Genomic DNA, 22,652 nt, shown 5'->3' on the forward strand with positions numbered 1-22,652 from the left:
CCTTCCCCCGTCCCTGTCATGCCATGCCTGTCATGCCATGCCGCGGGCCCGCTTCAGGACACGCGGATAGACCCATGTCAAAGTCAGGCCCCGCATGACCATGAACACCACCAGCCCGGCCCAAAGGCCGTGTGCGCCCCAAAAGGACGAAAACACATGCAGGGCGGCGAAATAGGCCGCAAAGGACAGAATCATACCGTTCCGCATTTCCCGCGACTGCATGGCCCCGATAAAGACCCCGTCCAATTGATAGGGCCACACCGCCACAAGCGGCATCACCACCACCCAGATCAGATAGTCATTCGCCACGTCCCGAACCCCGCTGACGCTGGTCAGAAGATTGATGAAGTCCGGCCCGAACACAGCATAGATCCCTGCATAAAGCAGCGCCACGGCACCCGCCCAGAAACTGCTGATCCCCACAACCTGATTGAGCCTGTCCGGTTGCCCCCGGCCCACGGCCCGGCCCACCAGCCCTTCTGCCGCATGGGCGAACCCATCCAGACCGAAGGACAGGAAATGGACAAAATTCATCAGGACCGCCATGGCGGCCAGTGTCTCTTCGCCCATTTTGGCCGCCTGCGCGGTGAAATAGGCGAAAGAGAAAATCAGCAGGATTGTCCGCACAAAAATATCAAGATTGACGGCCAGCAACTGCTTCATGTCCGACAGGGACAGGATCGCCTGTTTCAGCCAGCGACCGCCAATCATCAACAGTTCGCGCCGCACCAGATAGGCCCCCAACAGAACCGCGCTATATTCCGCCAGCACCGTGGCGAAGGCCACACCGGGAACGCCCATATCCAGACCCAGCACGAAAATCAGGTCCAGACAGATATTCACCGCGTTCATGAAGACCTGCGTCATCAGGGCGGCGCGGGTATTCCCAAGGCCGATGAAAAAACCCAGAAACGCATAATTTGCCAGAACCGCCGGCGCGCCCCAAACCCGGATACTGAAATAGGCAGTGGCCCCGGCCTCAACGGCCTCGCTCCCCTCCACCAGATAAAGGGCGGCGGCGAGGACCGGCACCTGACATAGCAGGATCAGCACCGCCAATCCGCCCCCCAAAATCAGGGCACGGGCCAGAACGGTCCGAATTTCGTCGCTGTTTTCCGCCCCGGCCGCCTGCGCAACAAAACCGGTGGTCCCCATGCGAAGGAAGCCGAACCCCCAATACAGGAAACTGAAAATCATGGCCCCGATGGCAACCGCGCCCAGATATTGTGGGCCCGGAAGATGCCCAACCACCGCCGTATCCACCGCCCCCAGCAAGGGTACCGACAGGTTGGAAAGGATAATCGGCCACGCCAGCCACAGGACTTCACGATGGGTTGCCGAATGAAACAGGGAATTCATGTCTTTTCAGGTCTTTCACATACGAATAGAGATCAGAACCGCAATCTGTCGCGCATCTGATAACCAGCCATGGCAAAGGGCAGGAACCACGGGGTTCCCCTATACCACGGGCGGGTTGGAAAAGGTAAATCATCAAACGCGGTCTGCCCATCGGCGTGACCCAGAATTTTCAAGGCCGCCTTGTGCCCCAGATACCCGGACATGGCGACGCCCGACCCGCAATATCCAAGGGCATACCATATCCCCTCCTGCCGGCCGATGGTGGGGAGCGCCTCAAAATCATAGGCAACCTTGCCGGACCAGACATGGCTGATCCCTGTTCCGGCGAGTTCCGGGAAAATCTCGACCAGCCTGCGCCGCAGGGCATCAGCCTGCCGCGCCGGGGACGCGGGCAAGACGGTTGGACGCCCGCCCAGCAACACCCGGCGCCCATCCGGTGAGGGCCGGTAATAACTCAGCATCTTGCGGCTGTCCGTAATCATGCGCCCCGTCGGGAACAGCGCCCGAACCTGTTCTTCCGGCAATGGTTCCGTGGCAATCATGGTGCTGCCAACCGGAATGACCCGGCGCTGCAAGAAGGGAAACACGGGCCCGCTATATCCATTTGTGGCCAGCAGGACCTGATCCGCCTGAACCACCCCTGCCTCGGTCACAAGTTCAAACCCCTGACGGCGCCGATGCACGGCCAGAACCCGGTTCGGGGCGGATATCCTGACGTTGTGGGCAAGAACGGCGGACACCATTCCCTTCACATACTTGGCCGGATGCAAGCCGCCCGTGCCCAGTTGCCGAACCCCGCCCACATAAAGATCACTTTTCACATCGTCCCGGCAAGCATCGGCGGAAACCACATCTTCCGACGTTCCCAGCAGGGTTTTACGCCTCTCTGCCTCCCGCGCCATGGCCTCCAGATGTTTTGGCAGGACCGCCGGGTACAACCGCCCGCTGAGGGCCAGATCACAGTCTATCCCCTCTTCCTGCACCCGGTCTTTCAGGAAAGCAACCGACTGCAGGGCCTCGGCATATACGGCCTTGGCCTTGTCCTCGCCATATGCCGCGATCAGCCCGCCAAGGCCGGGTTTCAAAAGATATCCGACCATGCCCCCGTTGCGGCTGCTGGCCCCGGCACCGGGCCGGTCCGCATCCAGCACCAGAACGGAAAGACCTGCCTTACCCAGGGTCAGGGCCGCCGACAGCCCGGTAAATCCGGCCCCCACAATCGCCACATCCACCCGCGAGGACGGCAGGTCCGGGTTCGGTTCTGAGAGCGGTGCGGCTTCCCACCACCAGGGTTTTTCCTGTGCCTGTTCGCGAACGCCCATCCTTCCCCCTGTACTGTCGGTTGTTTTTATGTGATCAATATCGGATTTGAAAAACGCCTGTTCAGGGCCTACTTAAATCTAAACGGGAGCATTCCAAACCAACGTCCTATTAAAATGAGCCATGAACTAGATAAAACCTCAAGCCAAAACAACAAAAGCGATGTTGAGGCCTTCCTTCGGAAAGTATCCGTCACCCCGGTCAGAACCACCGGCGGGGCCAATGGACGACTGATTTTTGCCATTGATGCCACGGCCAGTCGGCAGCCCACATGGGACCATGCGGCCCATTTGCAGCGGGAAATGTTCGACGCCGCCGCCGAAACCGGAAAGCTGGAGCTTCAGATCGCGTTCTTTCGCGGGTTCGGTGAATTCAAGGCAACGCCCTGGACAACCGACAGCCGCGCCCTTGTCCGCCCCATGTCGCGGGTAACCTGCCTTGGTGGGCATACCCAGATTGGCAAGGTCCTGAAACATACCCTTCGCCAGAACGACCAGCAGAAGGTCAACGCGGTGGTCTATGTGGGGGACTGCATGGAGGAAGACGCCGATCACCTGTGCCATCTGGCCGGAAAGCTGGGCCTGAACAATGTTCCTGTGTTCATCTTTCAGGAAGGATATGAACCCACGGCGGAAACCTGTTTCCGGCAAATCACCAAATTGACGGGCGGGGCCTACTGCCGGTTTGACATGAACAGCGCCACCACCCTTCGCAATCTTCTGAAGGCGGTTGCTGTCTATGCCACGGGCGGACGCAAGGCCCTTGAGAATTACAGCAACAAAGCGGCCAGAGAAGTTCTTCTGTTGGCCAAACAAATCAAGTAAACTGGCCTCATGCTTGCTTATTTTATCATCGGGATCTCCCTACTGGTGGCCCTTATCGTAGGGGGACAGGCATTGGCGAACGCCAATCCCCGGACCCTCATCAAGGCCTTTCGCATCAGCGGCGCCATTGTGCTGGGCGGCCTTGCGGCTTTCTTTGCCTATACAGGCCGCTTCCAGTTTGCCCCGCCCCTTGCCATCGCGGCGTTTTTCCTGCTCAGGAACCGCCCGCTGTTTCGCCCCTCCCGCCCCTCACCCGGGCAGCAGTCGGACGTAAAAACCGAATGGCTGCATGCCATACTGGATCACGATTCAGGGGACATGGATGCGGAAGTCCTGCAGGGAAGTTTCGAAGGGCGCCGCCTGTCTGATCTGTCACAGGCGGAACTGGCCGCGCTGGAAGCGGAACTGTCCGCCGATGCCCAAAGCGTTGCCATCCTGAACACCTATCGGGATCGCCGTTTCGGACAGGACACGGAACAGGACGACCACCGGGACCAGCAGGAACAGGGCAACAGCCAAAACGGCAGGCAACAGTATAAAGGCAATGGACATGCCCGCCCGAACGGCAGCGAGATGAGCCGCACGGAAGCCCTTGAAATTCTTGAACTGAAGTCAGGCGCCAGCCAATCCGATATCCGGGCCGCCCACAGGCGCCTGATGAAAAAATTCCATCCCGACCGCGGCGGCTCTGCCTACATGGCCGCAAAAATCAATCAGGCCAAGGATGTTCTCATCAATTCGTAACATTTCCCCGCTTGCATGGGGCGTATCAGAGTGCGATAAACCCGTAACCATGTAACAAATAGGTTCATTTATGCCCCAAATGGTACGCAAAGCCATATTTCCGGTTGGCGGACTTGGCACGCGGTTTCTGCCCGCGACAAAAGCCATGCCCAAGGAAATGCTTCCCGTGGTTGACAAGCCCCTTATCCAGTACGCCGTTGATGAAGCCCGCGCCGCTGGTATCGAGGAGTTCATTTTCATCACGGGCCGGGGCAAGGTCACCATTGAAGACCATTTCGATCATAATTTCGAACTGGAAAGCGTCCTGCAGGAACGGGGCAAGGACAAACTGGTCAAGATCCTGAAAGATTGCCTGCCGGAAAACGGCTCGGTCGCCTATATCCGGCAACAGGACCCGTTGGGCCTTGGCCATGCGGTCTGGTGCGCCAAGAAATTTGTCGGCAATGAACCTTTTGCTGTCATTCTGGCTGACGACCTGATCCTGAGCGAAACCCCCTGCCTTGAGCAGATGATGAAAATCCGCGATGAACTGGGCGGCGGGAATATTCTGGCGACCATGGAAGTCCCCCATGAACACACGTCCCGCTACGGCATTGTAAAACCCAGTTCCGACAACGGCAAAACCGTGACCGTGGAACATATGGTTGAAAAACCCGACCCCAGCGAGGCCCCGTCCAATCTGGCGGTCATCGGACGGTATATTCTGGAACCGTCCATCTTCGGTATTCTGGAAAACCAGACCCGCGGCGCTGGCAACGAAATCCAGCTCACCGACGCCATGAGCCAGTTGCTCAAGACCAGTTCCTTCTATGGCCTCCGGTTCGAGGGAACGCGGTTTGATTGCGGGGACAAGGCCGGCTTTCTGAAAGCCAATATCGCCTTTGCGCTGGAGCGTGAAGACATGCGCCATGAAATGATCCACGCCATCCGGCAGTTTGCCGCCGACCTTTAAGACATCACAAATTACCCCAGTATCGGAAAGTCAGGAGAGACCTCACCATGCGTATTGCCATGATCGGAACCGGATATGTTGGATTGGTCTCGGGTACCTGCTTTTCAGAATTTGGTCACGATGTCATCTGTGTTGACAAGGACCACTCAAAAATTGACGCCCTCCGGCAGGGAGAAATTCCCATCTTTGAACCCGGCCTGAAAACGCTGGTGCGCAAGAATGTGGACGCCGGGCGCCTGACCTTTGGCACGGACCTTGGTGCGGCTGTCCGCTCGGCCGATGCGGTCTTTATCGGGGTGGGCACCCCCAGCCGCCGGGGCGATGGTCAGGCCGACCTGACCTTCGTGTTCGAGGCCGCCCGCGAAATTGCCGCCGCGATTGAGGGCTATACGGTGGTGGTCACCAAATCAACCGTTCCCGTTGGCACCGGCCGACAGGTGCAGGACCTGATTGCCAGCCTGTGTGACCGCGACATGTTTGATGTTGTCTCCAACCCCGAATTCCTGCGCGAAGGCGCCGCCATCGAGGATTTCATGAGGCCCGACCGGGTGGTTGTCGGCACCTCGTCCGAGAAGGCCCGGCAGGTTATGGAGGCCATTTACCGCCCCCTGTCGCTGATCCAGACGCCTATTCTGTTTACCTCGCTGGAAAGTTCTGAACTGACCAAATATGCCGGAAACGCCTTTCTGGCCACCAAGATCACCTTCATCAACGAAATCGCCAACCTGTGCGAAAAGGTGGGGGCGGACGTTCATGACGTGGCCCGCGGGATCGGTCTTGACGGGCGGATCGGCCCGAAATTCCTGCATCCCGGACCGGGCTTTGGCGGCTCCTGTTTTCCCAAGGATACCCGCGCCCTTCTGGAAACCTCGCGCATGGTGGAAACCCCCTTACGGATTGTCGATGCGGTCATTGACATCAACGAGAACCGCAAACTGGAAATGGCGGAAAAGGTTATCGCGGCCTGCGGCGGCGATGTGGACGGAAAAAAGATTGCCGTGCTTGGCCTGACCTTCAAACCCAATACGGATGACATGCGCGAAAGCCCCAGTCTGGACATCCTGCCCAAGCTGCAGGCCCACGGCGCCCGCATTCATGCCTATGATCCTGAAGGCATGAAAGAGGCGGCCCTGCTGCTGACAGACATAAATTTTTGCGATAATGCCTACCAGACACTGGACAATGCGGACGCGCTTGTCATCATTACTGAGTGGAACGAGTTTCGTGCCCTTGACCTTGACCGGGTCAAACAATCCATGAAAACACCGGTCATGGTCGATCTTCGCAACGTGTACGAACCGGACCTGATGGTGGAACGAGGATTTTCCTATACCTGTATCGGACGGCCGGTACGCTAAACGCACAAAAACATCAAGGGGACTGCCATGCCCGTGGAAAAGCACCATTTTCACCCGACCATCCTGCGTGAATACGATATTCGCGGCATTGTGGGCGAAACGCTCTTTCCCGCCGATGCAGAGGCCATTGGCCGCGCCTTTGGCAGCCAAATGATCGAGAACGGGGACCAGAGGGTCGCCGTCGGATATGATGGCCGCGCCAGTTCCCCGGAACTGGAACAGGCCCTTGTGCGCGGCCTGCGCGCCTCAGGCGTGGATGTGATCCGCATTGGCATGGGACCGACCCCCATGCTCTATTTCGCCACATACGAGCTTGAAACCCGCAACGGCATCATGATCACCGGGTCCCATAACCCGCCATCCCATAACGGGTTCAAGATGGTCCAGATGGGCAAACCGTTCTTTGGGGCCCATATTCAGGCCTTGGGACAACGGGCCGCCAGCGGACAGTTCACGGACGGTGAAGGGGCCGTTTCCGACGATCCGGTTATGGACCGCTATGTGGCCCGGATGCTTCAGGATTTCCAGAACCCCAGCGACCTGTCCATTGTCTGGGATTGTGGCAATGGTGTCACCGGCGAGGCCGTCCGCAAGACCGTCTCGAAACTGCCGGGCCGTCATGTGCTGCTGTATGATGAGATCGACAGCAGCTTTCCCAATCACCACCCTGACCCCACCGTCGAGGAAAACCTGCAGGACCTGATCCGCACCGTGAAGGGCATCGGCGCCGATCTTGGCATTGCCTTTGATGGGGATGGCGATCGCATTGGTGTTGTAGACAGCCGGGGCAATATCATCTGGGGTGACCAGCTTCTGGGCATCCTGTCCCGCGAAGTGCTGGCCGCCAACCCGAACGCGCCGATTATTGCCGATGTGAAGGCCAGCAAGGTTCTGTTTGACGAAATCGCCAATCTGGGCGGCGCCCCTGTCATGTGGAAAACCGGCCATTCCCTGATCAAGACCCGGATGGCGGAACTGCAAGCCCCCCTCGCCGGCGAGATGAGCGGCCATATTTTCTACAACGATACCTATTACGGCTATGATGACGCCCTTTATGTGGGGCTCCGGTTGCTCAATTTCCTGGGCTCACAGGACAAGACCATTGACGATCTTCTGGATGCCCTGCCCCGCATGATCAACACGCCCGAAATGCGGTTCCCCTGCCCGGACGAGGAAAAATTCGACGCCGTGGACCGGATTACCGCGATCCTGAAAGACGCAGGCGCGGATTTTTCCGATATTGACGGGGTTCGGGTTACCAGCGGCGGTGGCTGGTGGCTGCTGCGCGCCTCGAACACACAGGCCGTTCTGGTTGCCCGCTGCGAAGCCCGGCATGACGAGGAACTGGAAAGCGTCAAGGCGGACATGCTGGACTATCTTTCCCGTGCCAACATCGACTGTCCGGCCCTGTAATCGCCTGAGCGGGCGGAAATCGTCACAAAAAAGCCGCCTCAAACCTTGTGATTGAGACGGCTTTTTTGATTATAAATCAGCCTCTTATCAGCTAATTTTCTCTTTTTTCTTCACCGGGATTCCCATCCATGCCTGCCCGGAGGCCATGACGCAGGTCGCGCCATTGGGCTGGGTCAGGACAATGGTCCAGGTTACCCCGTCTTCACTGGTAAAAACCTCCAGAACACTGCCATTGGCGGCAAGACCCGCCGCGACAGGAACCTCTGAAAACTTCAACCCGAGATGTTTGACAAGCGCCCCCCGCTCAAAACAGGCGTTCTGAGCAAATGCGTCTGTCACTTGAAATGAAACCATCGCAGCGGCCAGAACCAATACGGAAAGTCCACAAGAAATGACAGAGCGCATGCGCAGTACAGAAAATGACTGTCTGATACGTTTGATCAAGCTGGACATACGCTCCTCCTGACGAATGGCGACAATTAGGAAGCAGAACCATACGGTTACTCTTCCCCTATACATATATATAATATTTAATGAGAAATTGTTAATATATGATATACAGGTTAATTTTTGTGACCCCTATCACCCGTCCCGGCGTGTTTCCTACCCCATAACCCCCCATAAAAAAACAGCGGCCCGAAGCAGGCCGCTGTGAAAAACTGGAAATCGGGAAATCTGCCGCTCGGCGATCAGATTCTTTCAAGCCGCTCTTCCACGCCGGGCAGGTTCAGGGCGCGGATCAGGTGGCGGACCTCCTGACGGGCGGCCACATGGCTCATGGACATTTTGACCCCGACGCCTTTCTTCTGCAAATCCAGCATGGTCAGGCCTTTCAGGAACAATTCCCGGAAAATCACCCGTTCACCAAAACCGGGGGCAGCCCGAAAGGAAATGCGGGATGCCAGCTTTTCCAAAATGGTCTCGATATTCCGCTTGTTGCGGGCATCGGTATGGGACAACCGGTTCCGCATGACAATCCAGTCGATCTGGTGCTTGTCGATCAGTGCCCGTCGCTTGCGCTGCTCCCAGACCATTTCGCTGTACCAGCTCGGTTTTTCCACATCGAGGGTCTTCTCGTTCACGGTTGCCAGAAGGTCCAGATCGATAAAGCTGTCATTCATGGGGGTCAGCAGCGTGTCGGCAAAGGAATGCCCCAGCTTGGCAATGAAACTGTCCGCGCCGGGACAATCCACCACCACGAAATCATTCTTGTAAACCAGTTCCTGCAAGGCCCCGACAAAACGGGTCCGTTCGTCACTCTGGGCTTCGTCCATGTTTTTCTTGTCGCTGGGCTCGATCACCCGCAAGTCCGGCATGGGCAGGTCCAGACGGCGCTGCGTCACGAAGGCCTGACGGTTTTCGATATACCGGCCCATTGTCTTCTGCTTGCCGTCCAGATCGATGGCCCCAACCTTGTATCCCATGGTCAGCAGGGAGACCACCACATGCATGGCGGTTGTGGATTTTCCGGATCCCCCCTTGGCGTTCCCAATAACGATAATATGCGCTCTGGTGGCCGGGTCAGTTGTGGCTGGCTTGGTCTCTTCTACAGTTACAGTCACGTCGAACTCCACTCATGGACGGGAACGCAATCCAATTGCTCCGGAGACATTCCGGCTCCCGGCATCAGAATTAAACCAGCCACCGTCTCATGACAAGTATCAAGATATCGTGGCTGCTGCCTTGCAGGGGGCCTATGGCGCAATTGCTACAGCCGCCAAATTATCGCTTTCCTCAGGTTGTGCCTTCCTCGCCCCCACTTTCATGATACCCTGCGGCAAAAGAATATCGTAACGACACAGCAACAACACTGACACCAGACATGCAATACGACATCGAGACAATCGTCATCGGCGCCGGCGTTATCGGCCTTGCCATCGCCCGCGAACTGTCCCGGCGGGGACAAGAGGTCCTGATCCTTGAGGAAGCCCCCCATTTCGGCGAAGGGACCTCGTCGCGCAACAGTGAGGTTATTCACGCCGGAATCTATTACCCGAAAGACAGTCTGAAGGCCCGTTTCTGTGTGGACGGCAAGAAACGCCTGTACCGGTATTGCGAGGATCACGCCATCCCGCACCAGAGAACCGGCAAACTGATCGTTGCCACCACCCCGGAAGAAACCGGCATTCTGGCCGCCATTCAGGAAAAGGCCCGCAATAACGGAGTGGATGATATTCGCCGCCTGAGCCGGGCCGAGGCAGAGGCACTGGAGCCCGCGGTTCGCTGCGAAGGGGCGCTGCTGTCCCCGTCCACCGGCATCATCGACACCCATCAATATATGCTGTCCCTTGTTGGGGAGATCGAATCCCACGGCGGGGCCATTGCCTATCTGTCCCCGTTCGAGAAAGCGGATATCCTGCCCGGCGGCTTTCAGGTCGAGGCGGGCGGCATGACATTGACAGCCCGAAAGCTGATCAACTCCGCCGGGTTGCAGGCGCAAGGGGTGGCCGAAAATATCCGGGGGTTGGACGCCGCCCATATCCCGACCCGCCACCTGACCAAGGGCAGCTATTTCACCATGCACGCCCCCTCCCCCTTCCGGCACCTGATCTATCCGGTGCCCAACACGGCCAGCCTTGGCATTCATGTGACCCTGGACCTTGCCGGGCAAATCCGCTTTGGCCCCGATCAGCAATGGGTGGATGATCTGCAATATGACGTGGACCCGGCGCGGGCCGACGATTTTTATGATGCCATTCGGAAATATTACCCGGACCTGAAAGACGGCTCTCTGATCCCTGCCTATTCCGGTATCCGGCCAAAAATTCAGGGACCGAACGACCCCGCCATGGACTTTGCCATTTACGGCATGGACCAGCATGGCGTTCCCGGCCTGATCAACCTGTTTGGCATGGAAAGCCCGGGCCTGACCTCCAGCCTCGCCATTGCCGATCATGTTGCCGATCTGCTGGAAAGGCGCCCCTGAATCATGGCCTGAGCATTTCGGCGGGGCGTGTGCCCCGGGAAAAGGGCCGATAAAAAATTTCCCGTTCCCGCCGAAACAGGTAACAAACCCACCCGCCGCCGGACAAATACGCAAACTTGCTGCGTATTTCACGCAAACGGGCGAAAAGCGTTGATTTTTCTGCCCATCGCGAAACCCTCATACATATGGGCTTTGCCAAAAAAATCAGTCTAGCGAGGAAACCAATGTCAGTGTTTGCATCCAAGGATTTTGATGATCATGAATCCGTCCTGTTCTTTCATGACAGAAACACCGGCCTGAAAGCCATCATCGCCGTACACGATACGACCCTTGGCCCGGCTTTGGGCGGAACGCGAATGTGGGCCTACCGAAATGATGAAGAAGCACTGGAGGATGTGCTGCGTCTTTCGCGGGGCATGACCTATAAATCGTCGCTGGCGGGCCTGAACCTTGGCGGCGGAAAGTCGGTCATCATCGGCAATGCCCGGACGGACAAGTCAGAAGCCCTGTTCGAGGCCTTTGGCCGGGCCGTTGATACCCTTGGCGGGAAATACATCGCCGCCGAGGATGTGGGAACCAGCGTCGCCGATCTGGAAGCCGCAAGACACACCACCCCCCATATCGCCGGGATCAGCGAAGGCAAGGTGGGCGATCCCTCCCCCGCAACCGCATGGGGGGTCTTCAACGGCCTTTTGGCAGCCGCGGAATTCCGCCTGAAGCGTCCGGACCTGAAGGGTGTGCGGGTGGCCGTACAGGGGCTGGGCCATGTGGGATATGGCCTGTGCGAATATCTGGCCGAGGCCGGCGCGGAACTGGTGGTATCGGATATCTATGACAAGCTGGTCAACAAGGCCGTCCAGAATTTGGGTGCCGTTGCCGTTGCCCCGGAAACCATCACCTCACAGGACGTGGATATCTTTGCGCCCTGCGCTCTTGGGGCCATCCTGAATGACAAGACCATCCCGGACATGAAAGCCACAATCGTTGCCGGTTCCGCCAACAACCAGTTGGCCGAACCACGGCATGGAATTGACCTGATGAACCGGAATATCCTCTATGCCCCGGATTATGCCATCAATGCCGGGGGCATCATTATCATCAGTCACGAAGGCCCCGGCTTCAACCGGCAGAAAGCCATGCAGGAAGTGGCCGGCATTCACCAAACCGCCCTCCGCATTTTTGAAAGAGCGGCACGAGACAACAAACCCACCGGGGAAATCGCCGATACCCTGGCGTGGGAACGCATTGAGGCCGCACGGGCCAGAAAACATGAAAACACCAAAATAAGAAAAATAACCGGTTAAAACAAATTTTGATGAATATCGTCAGTCCGACCAGCGGTTATGAACCCAGAACCAGTGGTCGGGCTTTTCCCGTATCCAATCCTCGTACATCTCGTTGATCCGGGTCAGGGTCTCGATCACATCCTGTTGCCGGTCCCCCGTATCGGGAAGGTCCAGCGGGGCGGATACGGTCACCCTGAAACGCCCTTCCGGCAGGCGTTCCGCCTTCACCGGATAAATGGGCAGGGAATACCGGCAGGCCAGTTCCCCAATCGCCGGGGCGGTCATCACATCCCGACCAAAGAACGGGATGGGCAGCCCCTGATTGAGCTTCTGGTCGTTCAGAAGGGCAATGGCGCCTTTTTTCTGGACCGCCCGCATGATGGCAAGAGCGCCGGTTTTTCCCTTGGGCACGAACGTGCTGTAGGGATCATGACGCTGATCCTGAAAAAACCGGTCCACCAGCGGGTTGTTGGCCGCCCGGTAAACAATGGTGATCGGTACCTGGCAATGCTTGCCGACGCTGGGGCACATTTCCCACGGCCCAAAATGGGCCGAGACAAAAAAAGCGGCCTTGCCGGAGCGGGCATATTCATCCAGATAATTCGCCCCCACCAGCTCCACATCCGGGGACGCAAAATCCAGTTGCCCGATAAAGGGAAGTTCACCGATATTCCGGCCCAGATTGTCCCACATGCGGTCCAGCAGGACCGCCCGCTCTGCGGCATCAATTTCGGGCAGGGCCCGTGCCATGTTGCGTTCCGCCGTTTTATGGGCTGACAGTCTGGGGCCGACCTTGCGGGCCAGCCATCCGCCCAGCGCCGACGAACGCCGACGCCCCAGCGCCCTGAACAACCAGAATGCAAACCGGACCAAAAGCCATTCAAGACGGTACCGCAGCGACACCTCTTCTTCGGCGGGACGTTCAGGCATCTTCATGTTCTCCCAAACGCCGGGTAAACAGTTTTTGTAAATCGGCAGGCTTCTGGAAAACCAGTTCCACATCAAAGGCGGTGGTCATCAATTTCGCATCATCCGGCAGGCGCACATAATCCTTGCGCGTGGTCACAAGGGCAGCATCATGCAGGGCTGCCTTTTCCACAAGTTTCATGATGTCTTCCTGTGTGAAGGCATGGTGATCGGGGAATTCCACCGCTTCCACCAGTTCCGCCCCCGCATCCATCAGGCTTTCAAAGAATTTGGCAGGTCGCCCGATCCCGGCGAAGGCCACCACCTTTTCCCCGACAAGTTCATTCATCATGGCTTTCGGCACCAGTTTGGCCCGGAAGGACAGGATCGAGGCCCCCTCAGGCAGGGCCAGTCCCGGACCGTTGCCAATGGTCACCACCGCATCGGCCCGTGACAGCGCACTGTCCACGGTCTCGCGCATGGGGCCAGCCGGAAGAACCCGGCCATTGCCGACCCCGAACCCCGCGTCCACCACCAGAATGGAGATATCCTTGTGCAGGCTGAAATTCTGGAACCCGTCGTCCATGACCAGAACGTCGGCACCGGCCTTGACGGCCGCCTCCGCGCCCTTGACGCGGTCTTTTGCGACCCATGTGGGGGCCACCGCCGCTAACAACAAAGGCTCATCCCCGACATCGGCCGCCTTGTGCACATCCTGAACCACCCGGACCGGCCCTTCGGCCTTGCCGCCATAGCCGCGAGACAGAAAATGCACATTCCATCCTTCCGACATCAGGTATCGGGCCACCGCAAGGGCTACCGGGGTTTTTCCGGCCCCGCCCGCGATAATATTGCCGATACAGATCACCGGAATGCCAACAGAATGGGTGCGCGTCAAACGCCGGTTGACGGCATCCGCCGCCCTGTACAGGAAACTGATCGGTTCAAGAATGGTTGGCCAAATGGAGCCGCTGTCGCGTTTCCAGAAAGTCGGGGCTTTCACGGCTTCTCCCCTGTCATAGTCTCTTCCACCTTCCTGACCAGATGACCAAGAAGCGCCTCTCCCTTTTTTACAACTTCCTGTGCATTATTGGAAAGGCGTGATCGCACATTTATATCGGCGAACAGGGTTTTGGTGGCCGTGATCAACTCGCCCTGATTGTTCACCCGCAGGGCAGCCTTCTCATTATACAGGTCCTCGGCGATCTCGGCAAAATTGCTCATATGCGGGCCGTGCATGATTGCACAGTTCAACCGTGCGGCCTCCAGCGGGTTCTGCCCGCCCTTCTCGACCAGCGATCCGCCGATGAAAACAATATCCGCCAGCCGGTAAAACACGCCAAGCTCGCCAATGGTATCGGCCAGATAGATATCCGTCTGCGGCGTGACGTTTTCGCCGCGGGATCGTTGCGCCACCACAAGCCCCGATTCGGTCAGTTTCTGGATAATCGCATCGCCCCGTTCCGGGTGACGCGGGACAATCACCGTCAACAAACGCGGCACCGAATTCTTCAGGGCCTGATGGGCGGCGGCAATGATCCCTTCTTCGCCCTTGTGGGTGCTGGCGGCCAGAAACAGACGGCGCCCCTCGAACGCGGCGCGGGCGGCCCGGAACCCTTCTGTATGGAAGGGCAGCGGCGGCGAGCAGAATTTCAGGTTGCCAAGCACCTCGACATTCTTTGCCCCCAGATATTTCAGCCGTTCCCCGGCGATGGAGGATTGCGCATGGATATAGGTGAACTTGCCCAGCAGGCGTTTGGCAAAGCCGCCCGTCTTCCGCCACATGCTGAACGAACTTTCCGTAATCCGGGCATTGATCATCAACATGGGAATATGGCGCCGGTGGGTCTGGTTGATCAGGTTCGGCCAGATTTCCGATTCCATCCAGACCGCTGCCTGCGGCTGCCAGTAGTCAAGGAAACGGCCCACCGCTTCCTTGGTGTCAATGGGGACAAACTGGTGCAGGGCGCCCGGCGGCAACTGATCCTGCATCAGGCGCGCCGATGTCACCGACCCGGTTGTCAGAAGAACCGAACGGCGCCTGTCCCGCGCTACCAGCTCCCGGATCAGGGGAAGGACGGATACCGCCTCCCCCACCGAAGCGGCATGGATCCAGACCAATGGCCCCGGCGGGCGCACGCGGGTCGGCTCGCCAAAGCGTTCCTCGAACCGGGCGGCATCCTCCTTGCCATTGTCCAGTCGTTTCTTCATATGGCGTTTGATAAACGGATAGGCCAGCGCCAACAGGCCGTTATAAAGCGACATATACATGGGCGGCTACGATACCTTCTTTGCGGCGCGGACGGAAGCTGCCGGATCAGCGGGATCCGCCGGTTCAACCGGCTCGTGACCGCAGCGCAGATCAGCTTCACGGGTCAATTCGTTCAGGCGGTTCTCAATTTCCAGCCGTGCGTCCTCATAGGCTGCCGGGTCCTCCTGCCGGGCGACCTCGATCGGGTCCCCCCACAGCATGACACCGCGACTGAACGGCTTGGCCAGAAAAAACCGGTCCCAGCTTTTCAGGAACCGTCCCCGGGTCGTGGAGTAACTGACCGGAAAGACCGGCACCCCGGTCAGGGCGGCAATCCGCACCACACCATCCTGTGCCCGCATACGGGGGCCACGCGGCCCGTCCGGGGTAATCACGACAATTTCCTTCTTGCGGATCACCCGCAGGATTTCCTTTAGCGCCGGGACACTGCCGCGTGAAGTGGAGCCCCGGATACTGTCAAGGTTCCAGTGCTTGATGGTCCGGGCGATCAACTCCCCATCCCCATGCCGGGAAATCAGCACATGGGCGCGGGCCGGCGGGCGATTGGCGATGGACATCATCAGCAACCGGCCATGCCAGAAGGCCATGATAAAGGGCTTGCCTTCATCCACATACCGGTTGGGCAAGTCCGCATTTTCAATCTGCCAGCGACTGGTTCTGTAAACCAGCCAGATATAGCCTGCGGCTATTCGGCTGATCACGGATTTCATCGCGTCACTTTTCAGGATCTTTTTCAAGGCTTTGCCGGTTTCTGTCCAAATTCACCAAAAAACAGGATGCATATATCCCGCCCGGTATCGCAATACCAGATTTATTGAAGTTTATTCATGAAAAGGCCCCTGTTTCCAGCCCCTTCACACACTTTCCCATATTGCAGGTCCGTCCATAACATTCTACGGTTAATCGAACGTAACCTGACCGCTCCCGACACCAGACGAGACCCGCATGACCGATATGCCCGCAGTTGACATCAAACGCTCCGCCTGTCCCCACGACTGCCCGTCGACCTGTTCTCTTGAGATTGAAAAACTGGGGGATCAACAGATCGGCCGCGTGCGCGGGGCTGGCGACAACAGCTATACCGCCGGGGTTATCTGTGCCAAGGTCGCCCGCTATGCCGAGCGGACCCACCATCCGGACCGCCTGATGCACCCCCTGAAACGGGTCGGACCCAAGGGGGCCGGTCAGTGGGAACAGATTTCATGGGATGAGGCCCTTGATACGGTGGCCGCAGAATTCCTGAAGCGCGAGGCCGCCTTCGGACCCGAGACCATCTGGCCCTATTATTATGCCGGAACCATGGGGCTGATCCAGCGCGACGGCATCAACCGGTTGCGGCATGTGAAGAAATATTCCGGCCAGCATTCCACCATTTGCATCAATCTGGCATGGGGCGGCTGGAAAGCCGCCACCGGGGCCTATCGGGGGGCCGATCCCCGTGAAATGGCGAAGTCGGACCTTGTGGTCATCTGGGGCACCAATGCGGTTCACACCCAGATCAACGTCATGACCCACGCCACCCGCGCCCGCAAGGAACGCGGCGCCAAGATCGTGGTGATCGACCCCTACCGCAACGCCACCGCACTGACCGGGGACATGCACCTGATGGTCCGGCCGGGCACGGATGGCGCCCTTGCCTGTGCGGTCATGCATGTGCTGTTCCGTGACGGATATGCCGACCGGGACTATATGGCCCGCTACACCAAGGGGTATGCGGAACTGGAAACCCATCTGGAAACCCGCACCCCGGAATGGGCCGCAGACATCACCGGCCTCAGCGTGGAAGAAATCGAGACCTTTGCCCACATGGTGGGATCAACGCCGAAAACCTTCTTCCGCCTTGGATACGGTTTTTCCCGCAGCCGCAACGGCGCCGTCAACATGCACGCCGCTGCCTGTATCGCCGCCGTTACCGGATGCTGGCAGCATGAGGGCGGCGGGGCCTTTCACACCAACGGCCAGCTTTACCACTGGGACAAGACCCTGACCGAGGGGTTGGATGCCGTGGACCCGTCCGTGCGGATGCTGGACCAGTCCCGCATTGGCGCCGTGCTGACCGGGGACCCAAAGGACCTTGGCGACGGCCCGCCTGTGACCGCCTTGCTGATCCAGAACACCAATCCCATGGATGTGGCGCCCGACCTTGCCAAGGTGCATGAAGGATTTGCCCGCGAGGACCTGTTTGTCTGTGTCCACGAACAATTCATGACCGAAACCGCCAAAATGGCGGACATCGTCCTGCCCGCCACCACCTTCGTGGAGCATGACGACCTCTATCAGGCGGGCGGCCAGAACCATATCAATCTTGGCCTCAAAGTAATCGAGCCGCTGGGCGAATGCCGCTCCAACCACGAGGTGATCACCGCACTGGCCGAACGGTTGGGGGCCCGCCATGCAGGGTTCGACATGTCCGCCCGCGAGCTGATTGACCAGACCCTGCAACGGTCCGGTTGGCCGGGGATCGACGGCTTTGAAACCCATAACTGGCTGGATGCCCAGGTACCGTTCGAACAGGCCCATTATCTGGAAGGGTTCGGCCACGCCGACGGTAAATTCCATTTCACGCCGGACTGGTCCCTTGTGGGCCCCGATTTCGCCGGAATGCCTGCCCTGCCCGATCACTGGGATGTGATCCACAAGGCCACACCCGATCACCCTTACCGGCTGGTGACGGCCCCGGCCCGGAATTTCCTGAATTCATCCTTCACGGCCACGCCGACCTCGCTCAAGCGGGAAAAGCGGCCCACGGTCATGATCCACGACCGTGATGCCGAAACCATCGGCGTGGCGGCAGGCGATATTGTCCGCATGGGAAATGCACAAGGATCGCTGCTGATCCATGTAGAGGTTTTCGACGGCCTCCAGCCCGGAACCGTTGTGGTAGAAGGCATCTGGCCCGGAAAATTCTTTATCGAAAAGATCGGCATCAACCTGTTGGTCGGGGCGGATGCCGCCAAGCCGAATGGCGGCGCGGCCTTCCATGACACTGCGGTCTGGATCAGGAAGGAATGACACAATCGTCATTCCCGCTGGCCTGCAATCTATTTGATGCATAAACGAACAAGACATTCTATAAAGACCTAAACCAAGAAACAGTAAAAATCAGTATTGGGGAGTTTCAAATGAAAAAGACTTTCGGCTTACTCAAAGGGGCAGCCGCAACCGCCCTTCTGGCAGCAACCGTCCTGTCCGCCCCGATGGCGCAGGCAGCGGATAAAACCCTTGCCGTTACCGCCATTGTGGAACATCCGGCGCTGGACGCCGTTCACAAGGGTATCGTCGATGAACTGGCCACGCTTGGCTATGAACAGGGCAAGAACCTGACGGTTGAGCACCAGACAGCACAGGGCGACATCCCGACAACCGTTACCATTGCCGGTAAGTTTGTTGGCTCCAGCCCTGATGTCATCGTGGGCATTTCCACACCGTCCGCCCAGGCGATCATCGCCAAGGCACCAAAGGATCAGGCTGTTGTCTTCAGCGCGGTCACCGACCCCGTTGCGGCCAAGCTGGTTTCCAACCTTGAAAAGCCGGGTGATAATGTGACGGGTGTGTCTGACATGTCCCCGATCAAGAAGCATCTGGAAATGGTCCGCAGCATCATGCCGGACGCCAAGAAAATCGGCGTTCTCTACAATCCGGGTGAAGCCAACTCCATTTCCCTGATCGACATGATCGAGAAGGAAGCTCCGGGTCTCGGCTTTGAAGTGGTCAAGGCTGGCGCCAACAACAGTGGCGCGGTTCTGGCCTCTGCCCGCAGTCTGGTCGGCAAGGCCGACGCCATCTATGTCCCGACAGACAACACCATCGTTTCCGCGTTCGAAGCCGTGGTCAAGGTCGGCATTGACGGTAAAATCCCGGTTTTCGCCGGTGACACGGACAGCGTGAAACGCGGCGCGGCTGCGGCTCTTGGCTTCAACTACTATGCGCTGGGTCGCCAGACTGGCCAGACCGTCGCAAAGATTTTCGAAGGGGCAAACCCGGGCGATATCCCGGTCGAGTTTCCGAGCATTCTTGAACTGTTCGTCAACCCAGCCTCCGCAGAAAAAATGGGCCTGACCATTCCGGAAAGCGTCATCGCTTCCGCCAAGGAAGTCATTCAGTAACTCAGATACTAGGGGTCAATCTTGAGCCTCATTGCTTTTCTCGGGGCGGTCGAACTTGGATTTATCTACGGTTTGGTCGCCCTAGGCATCTTTATTTCATTCCGGATCCTGAATTTCCCGGACCTGACCGTTGACGGCTCGTTCCCCTTGGGGGCGGCCGTCTCCGCGTCCCTCATCGTTGCAGGGTTCAACCCGTGGGTGGCCACCCTGATTGCCATCTCCGCCGGGTGTCTTGCCGGATTTATCACCGCGATCCTCAACGTCAAACTGAAGATCCTGCACCTGCTGGCCAGTATCCTGACGATGATCGCGCTCTATTCCATCAATCTTCGGATCATGGGGCGCCCCAACGTGGCGCTGATCACCGAGGAAACGATCCTGACGCCGTTTGCCGATCTGGCAAATACACTGGGCATTGCCAGCTATATGCTGATGCCGGTGGTGTTCCTGCTTCTGGCGATTATCATCAAGCTGGCGCTGGACTGGTTCCTGAATTCCGAAACCGGTCTTGCCATGCGGGCGACCGGTGCCAATCCCAAGATGGCCCGCGCCAACGGCATCTATGATTCACGGATGATCCTGCTGGGCATGGCCATGGCCAACGGGCTGGTGGCCCTTGCCGGCGCTGTCTTCGCCCAAAGTCAGGGGTCCGCGGACGTCACCATGGGGGTGGGCGTCATTGTGATCGGTCTGGCCTCCGTCATTGGCGGCGAAGCCCTTCTCAATCCGCGCAGCATCATGCGCGCCACACTGGCCTGTATCGTTGGCTCCATCGTCTATTGGTTGGCTGTCAGCCTTGCCCTGAATGCCGACTTTATCGGCCTTGAGGCACAGGACCTGAAACTTGTCACCGCTGTTCTGGTGGCCATGGCGCTGGTTCTTCCCGGTAGCCGTTTTGCAAAAATGTTCAGGAAGAAGGCCGGGTCATGATTGTTTGTGAAAACCTGAAAATCACCTTCAACAAGGGAACCGTCATGGAGACCCGGGCCCTGTCCGGTCTCAATCTCACGGTTCCAAAGGGACAGTTTGTCTGTGTCATCGGCTCCAACGGGTCCGGGAAATCCACCATGCAAAACGCCATCGCTGGCGAATTGCCACTGGATGAAGGCCGAATTCTGGTGGATGACGTGGATATCACCACATGGCCCGCACCCAAGCGGACCGGTCTTGTGGCCCGTGTGTTTCAGGACCCCCTTGCCGGCTCCTGCGAAAACCTGACCATTCAGGAAAACATGTCGCTGGCATGGTCACGAGGGCGCAAGCGCGGCCTTGGCCGGGCCGTTACCAAGGAAACCCATGCCCTGTTCCGGGATAAACTGTCGCGGTTGGGTCTGGGGCTGGAAAACCGGCTTGAGGACCTGATGGGACTTCTGTCGGGTGGCCAGCGGCAGGCCGTCAGCTTGCTGATGGCGTCCCTGCAACCGTCCAGTGTCCTGATGCTGGATGAACATACATCCGCCCTTGATCCGCGCATTGCCGCCTTTGTCATGGACCTGACACGGGACATCGTGCAGGAAAACAACCTGACCGCCATCATGGTCACCCATTCCATGCGTCAGGCGCTGGACTATGGGGACCGGACAGTCATGCTGCATGGGGGACGTGTGGTTCTGGATGTGGCCGGAGAGGATCGCAAGGGTCTGGATGTTCCCGACCTGATCCGCATGTTTGAAAAGGCCCACGGAGAGGAACTCTCCGACGACAGCCTGCTTCTTTCCTGAAGGTGCCCCTTCCCGAAGGGGGCACAATTGACTGAGGGGCGTTCGCGCCCCGTCAGATCAGGCCGAGTTCCCGGAGCTCGGCCGCCATTTCCGGGGAAAGTTCCCCTTCGCTGTCCTCGTCTTCCCCGGCTTCCTCAACAATATCGCGCAGGTCACGCGGGGCGTCCTCGGCCTCAAGATAGCGCCAGCCCTGATGGGGTTTCCGCGAAAACAGTTCGGTTTCCACCAGTTCCGGATCAAGGATAAGGCCGCACTTCTCCCCTTCCCCGTCATAAAGGCGTTCAAGCTCGGTAATCCGCTGGCGAACGGCAACATGTCCCTTGATAATCCAGTACAGGGAACCACCGTCCAGCAGTTCGGCATCCCGCTGGGGCCGCTGCTTGGTGACATGGCAGAGCGGGCCTGCAATCAGGCGCCTCTGCTGGAGGGAGCGTAGCTGGTCCACAGACGTTACGCCCACACATACTTTTACAAGATGAACAGTCATGTCCTGTTAGATAACGCGAATGGGGGACCCTGTCTAGAGCCCCCCATTCCCCGTCCGTCTTTCCCTGAAAATCAGAGTTTCGCTTTCATGGCGTTAGCCACGCGGGAGACGGGCTTCCGCCCCAGAAAACCCGAGATGAACCACGCAGTTTCCACCAGCTTGTTCAGATCAATCCCTGTTTCAATCCCCATGCCATTCAGCATATAGACCACATCTTCGGTTGCCACATTGCCGGTTGCCCCCGGCGCATAGGGACATCCGCCCAGACCGGCGACCGAACTGTCAAGACGGGCAATCCCCATCTGCAGCGCTGCCGAAAGGTTGGCAAGCGCCTGCCCGTAGGTATCGTGGAAATGAACCCCCATCACCTCCAGCGGGATCACATTGGCCACCGCCTCCAGAACCTCCCGGGTCTTGAACGGGGTGCCAACACCAATGGTATCGGCAATGGAAACCTCGTAACAGCCCATGTCATAGAGCTTTTTCGAGACATCCGCGACCTTTGCCGGCAGGATGACTTCGCCTTTAAAGGGGCTGCCAAGCGCACAGGAAACGCTGGCCCGAACGGGAATGCCATCCTGCTTTGCCGCCTCCATAACCGGCGCAAACCGGTCCAGGCTTTCATCAATGGTACAGTTGATATTTTTCTGGCTGAACGCCTCCGAAGCACCGCTGAAAACCTCGATCTCGGTCGCGCCGGACGCCCGGGCCATCTCATAGCCCGTCATGTTCGGGGTCAGCACAGAATAAACCACACCGCTTTTGCGCGTGATCTCTGCCATTACCTTGTCCGTATCCGCCATTTGCGGCACCCATTTGGGGGACACAAAGCTGCCGGTTTCAATGGCAGTGACACCGGCCTCCACCAGCCGTTCGATCAATTCCACCTTGATAGCGGTCGGGACTTCCTGCTTTTCGTTTTGCAGGCCGTCCCGTGCGCCCACTTCAAACAACCGCACGGCTGCTGGATAACTCATA

Annotated in this window: 21 protein-coding genes; 11 read left to right on the top strand and 10 right to left on the bottom strand. The window is 58.3% G+C overall.

Annotated features, from left to right (window positions below):
• Positions 1–30: 30 nt before the first annotated feature.
• Both FQB27_RS14455 and FQB27_RS14460 read right to left on the bottom strand, forming a co-directional pair.
• Positions 31–1,359, bottom strand: a complete 1,329-nt coding sequence (locus tag FQB27_RS14455; RefSeq protein WP_169561758.1) for an MATE family efflux transporter — start codon at positions 1,357–1,359, stop codon at positions 31–33.
• A gap of 32 nt (positions 1,360–1,391) precedes the next feature.
• Entirely contained in the window at positions 1,392–2,681 is a 1,290-nt protein-coding gene (locus FQB27_RS14460; RefSeq protein ID WP_169561759.1) for an NAD(P)/FAD-dependent oxidoreductase, read from the bottom strand.
• A gap of 114 nt (positions 2,682–2,795) precedes the next feature.
• Here FQB27_RS14460 and FQB27_RS14465 point away from each other — a divergent pair, with 114 nt between their 5' ends.
• From FQB27_RS14465 to pgmG, 5 genes are all read left to right on the top strand, one after another.
• Positions 2,796–3,503 carry a vWA domain-containing protein gene (locus FQB27_RS14465; RefSeq protein WP_169561760.1) on the top strand — a complete coding sequence of 236 codons (708 nt, stop codon included), beginning with the start codon at positions 2,796–2,798 and terminating at the stop codon, positions 3,501–3,503.
• A 9-nt stretch (positions 3,504–3,512) separates the two neighbouring features.
• Entirely contained in the window at positions 3,513–4,247 is a 735-nt protein-coding gene (locus FQB27_RS14470; RefSeq protein WP_169561761.1) for a DnaJ domain-containing protein, read from the top strand.
• 70 nt (positions 4,248–4,317) lie between these two features.
• Positions 4,318–5,199, top strand: a complete 882-nt coding sequence (galU, locus tag FQB27_RS14475; protein ID WP_169561762.1) for a UTP--glucose-1-phosphate uridylyltransferase GalU — start codon at positions 4,318–4,320, stop codon at positions 5,197–5,199.
• Between the two features lie 47 nt (positions 5,200–5,246).
• Complete coding sequence (locus FQB27_RS14480) at positions 5,247–6,557, top strand: UDP-glucose dehydrogenase family protein (RefSeq protein WP_169561763.1); 1,311 nt, start codon at positions 5,247–5,249, stop codon at positions 6,555–6,557.
• A gap of 27 nt (positions 6,558–6,584) precedes the next feature.
• Positions 6,585–7,970, top strand: coding sequence for a phosphoglucomutase/phosphomannomutase PgmG (pgmG, locus tag FQB27_RS14485; RefSeq protein ID WP_169561764.1), 1,386 nt, complete (start codon positions 6,585–6,587; stop codon positions 7,968–7,970).
• Positions 7,971–8,057: 87 nt separating this feature from the next.
• Here the strand turns inward: pgmG and FQB27_RS14490 are convergent, their stop codons facing one another.
• Complete coding sequence (locus FQB27_RS14490; RefSeq protein WP_169561765.1) at positions 8,058–8,423, bottom strand: hypothetical protein; 366 nt, start codon at positions 8,421–8,423, stop codon at positions 8,058–8,060.
• 236 nt (positions 8,424–8,659) lie between these two features.
• Positions 8,660–9,532: a division plane positioning ATPase MipZ gene (locus FQB27_RS14495; RefSeq protein WP_284347891.1), complete on the bottom strand. Its 873-nt coding sequence runs from the start codon at positions 9,530–9,532 to the stop codon at positions 8,660–8,662.
• 260 nt (positions 9,533–9,792) lie between these two features.
• On the opposite strand from FQB27_RS14495, the gene FQB27_RS14500 reads away from it, so the two are divergent.
• Together FQB27_RS14500 and FQB27_RS14505 are read left to right on the top strand one after the other, a co-directional pair.
• Positions 9,793–10,896 carry an NAD(P)/FAD-dependent oxidoreductase gene (locus FQB27_RS14500; protein WP_169561767.1) on the top strand — a complete coding sequence of 368 codons (1,104 nt, stop codon included), beginning with the start codon at positions 9,793–9,795 and terminating at the stop codon, positions 10,894–10,896.
• A gap of 224 nt (positions 10,897–11,120) precedes the next feature.
• Positions 11,121–12,200, top strand: coding sequence for a Leu/Phe/Val dehydrogenase (locus FQB27_RS14505; protein ID WP_169561768.1), 1,080 nt, complete (start codon positions 11,121–11,123; stop codon positions 12,198–12,200).
• 21 nt (positions 12,201–12,221) lie between these two features.
• On the opposite strand, the gene FQB27_RS14510 is transcribed toward FQB27_RS14505, so the two are convergent.
• Genes FQB27_RS14510 through FQB27_RS14525 form a run of 4 tightly spaced genes read right to left on the bottom strand, consistent with a single transcriptional unit; the run spans position 12,222 to position 16,097 of the window.
• Positions 12,222–13,112 (bottom strand): lysophospholipid acyltransferase family protein, encoded by an 891-nt coding sequence (locus tag FQB27_RS14510; protein WP_169561769.1) that lies wholly within the window; start codon positions 13,110–13,112, stop codon positions 12,222–12,224.
• On the bottom strand, positions 13,105–14,091 hold the full coding sequence (gene lpxK / locus FQB27_RS14515; protein WP_169561770.1) for a tetraacyldisaccharide 4'-kinase: 987 nt from the start codon (positions 14,089–14,091) through the stop codon (positions 13,105–13,107). The genes FQB27_RS14510 and lpxK overlap by 8 nt, the downstream gene beginning before the upstream one ends.
• Positions 14,088–15,359 (bottom strand): 3-deoxy-D-manno-octulosonic acid transferase, encoded by a 1,272-nt coding sequence (locus FQB27_RS14520; RefSeq protein ID WP_169561771.1) that lies wholly within the window; start codon positions 15,357–15,359, stop codon positions 14,088–14,090. Before FQB27_RS14520 ends, lpxK begins: the two co-directional genes overlap by 4 nt.
• A 6-nt stretch (positions 15,360–15,365) precedes the next feature.
• Positions 15,366–16,097 (bottom strand): lysophospholipid acyltransferase family protein, encoded by a 732-nt coding sequence (locus FQB27_RS14525; RefSeq protein WP_169561772.1) that lies wholly within the window; start codon positions 16,095–16,097, stop codon positions 15,366–15,368.
• A 208-nt stretch (positions 16,098–16,305) separates the two neighbouring features.
• Here FQB27_RS14525 and FQB27_RS14530 point away from each other — a divergent pair, with 208 nt between their 5' ends.
• From FQB27_RS14530 to FQB27_RS14545, 4 genes are all read left to right on the top strand, one after another.
• The gene (locus FQB27_RS14530) at positions 16,306–18,372 is read left to right on the top strand and encodes a molybdopterin-dependent oxidoreductase (protein WP_169561773.1); all 2,067 of its coding nucleotides are present in this window, start codon (positions 16,306–16,308) and stop codon (positions 18,370–18,372) included.
• 110 nt (positions 18,373–18,482) lie between these two features.
• A complete protein-coding gene (locus tag FQB27_RS14535) occupies positions 18,483–19,466 on the top strand; it encodes an ABC transporter substrate-binding protein (RefSeq protein ID WP_169561774.1) in 984 nt (327 codons plus the stop codon).
• An 18-nt stretch (positions 19,467–19,484) separates the two neighbouring features.
• Positions 19,485–20,396: an ABC transporter permease subunit gene (locus FQB27_RS14540; RefSeq protein WP_169561856.1), complete on the top strand. Its 912-nt coding sequence runs from the start codon at positions 19,485–19,487 to the stop codon at positions 20,394–20,396.
• A complete protein-coding gene (locus FQB27_RS14545; protein WP_169561775.1) occupies positions 20,393–21,187 on the top strand; it encodes an ABC transporter ATP-binding protein in 795 nt (264 codons plus the stop codon). Before FQB27_RS14540 ends, FQB27_RS14545 begins: the two co-directional genes overlap by 4 nt.
• Positions 21,188–21,239: 52 nt before the next feature.
• Here FQB27_RS14545 and FQB27_RS14550 read toward each other — a convergent pair whose 3' ends face one another.
• Positions 21,240–21,674 (bottom strand): DUF1489 family protein, encoded by a 435-nt coding sequence (locus tag FQB27_RS14550; protein WP_169561776.1) that lies wholly within the window; start codon positions 21,672–21,674, stop codon positions 21,240–21,242.
• 71 nt (positions 21,675–21,745) lie between these two features.
• Positions 21,746–22,651: a hydroxymethylglutaryl-CoA lyase gene (locus FQB27_RS14555; protein WP_169561777.1), complete on the bottom strand. Its 906-nt coding sequence runs from the start codon at positions 22,649–22,651 to the stop codon at positions 21,746–21,748.
• Position 22,652: the final 1 nt, after the last annotated feature.

Origin of the sequence: Sneathiella chinensis (assembly GCF_012720115.1) — a bacterium.
GTDB classification, from domain to species: Bacteria; Pseudomonadota; Alphaproteobacteria; order Sneathiellales; family Sneathiellaceae; genus Sneathiella; species Sneathiella chinensis.

Excerpts from the sequence above, each read along its gene's own strand:
- FQB27_RS14455 (WP_169561758.1), bottom strand. The coding sequence starts at position 1,359 with ATGAATTCCCTGTTTCATTCGGCAACCCATCGTGAAGTCCTGTGGCTG.
- FQB27_RS14460 (WP_169561759.1), bottom strand. The coding sequence starts at position 2,681 with ATGGGCGTTCGCGAACAGGCACAGGAAAAACCCTGGTGGTGGGAAGCC.
- FQB27_RS14465 (WP_169561760.1), top strand. The coding sequence starts at position 2,796 with ATGAGCCATGAACTAGATAAAACCTCAAGCCAAAACAACAAAAGCGAT.
- FQB27_RS14470 (WP_169561761.1), top strand. The coding sequence starts at position 3,513 with ATGCTTGCTTATTTTATCATCGGGATCTCCCTACTGGTGGCCCTTATC.
- galU (WP_169561762.1), top strand. The coding sequence starts at position 4,318 with ATGCCCCAAATGGTACGCAAAGCCATATTTCCGGTTGGCGGACTTGGC.
- FQB27_RS14480 (WP_169561763.1), top strand. The coding sequence starts at position 5,247 with ATGCGTATTGCCATGATCGGAACCGGATATGTTGGATTGGTCTCGGGT.
- pgmG (WP_169561764.1), top strand. The coding sequence starts at position 6,585 with ATGCCCGTGGAAAAGCACCATTTTCACCCGACCATCCTGCGTGAATAC.
- FQB27_RS14490 (WP_169561765.1), bottom strand. The coding sequence starts at position 8,423 with ATGTCCAGCTTGATCAAACGTATCAGACAGTCATTTTCTGTACTGCGC.
- FQB27_RS14500 (WP_169561767.1), top strand. The coding sequence starts at position 9,793 with ATGCAATACGACATCGAGACAATCGTCATCGGCGCCGGCGTTATCGGC.
- FQB27_RS14505 (WP_169561768.1), top strand. The coding sequence starts at position 11,121 with ATGTCAGTGTTTGCATCCAAGGATTTTGATGATCATGAATCCGTCCTG.
- FQB27_RS14510 (WP_169561769.1), bottom strand. The coding sequence starts at position 13,112 with ATGCCTGAACGTCCCGCCGAAGAAGAGGTGTCGCTGCGGTACCGTCTT.
- FQB27_RS14520 (WP_169561771.1), bottom strand. The coding sequence starts at position 15,359 with ATGTATATGTCGCTTTATAACGGCCTGTTGGCGCTGGCCTATCCGTTT.
- FQB27_RS14530 (WP_169561773.1), top strand. The coding sequence starts at position 16,306 with ATGACCGATATGCCCGCAGTTGACATCAAACGCTCCGCCTGTCCCCAC.
- FQB27_RS14535 (WP_169561774.1), top strand. The coding sequence starts at position 18,483 with ATGAAAAAGACTTTCGGCTTACTCAAAGGGGCAGCCGCAACCGCCCTT.
- FQB27_RS14545 (WP_169561775.1), top strand. The coding sequence starts at position 20,393 with ATGATTGTTTGTGAAAACCTGAAAATCACCTTCAACAAGGGAACCGTC.
- FQB27_RS14550 (WP_169561776.1), bottom strand. The coding sequence starts at position 21,674 with ATGACTGTTCATCTTGTAAAAGTATGTGTGGGCGTAACGTCTGTGGAC.
- FQB27_RS14555 (WP_169561777.1), bottom strand. The coding sequence starts at position 22,651 with ATGAGTTATCCAGCAGCCGTGCGGTTGTTTGAAGTGGGCGCACGGGAC.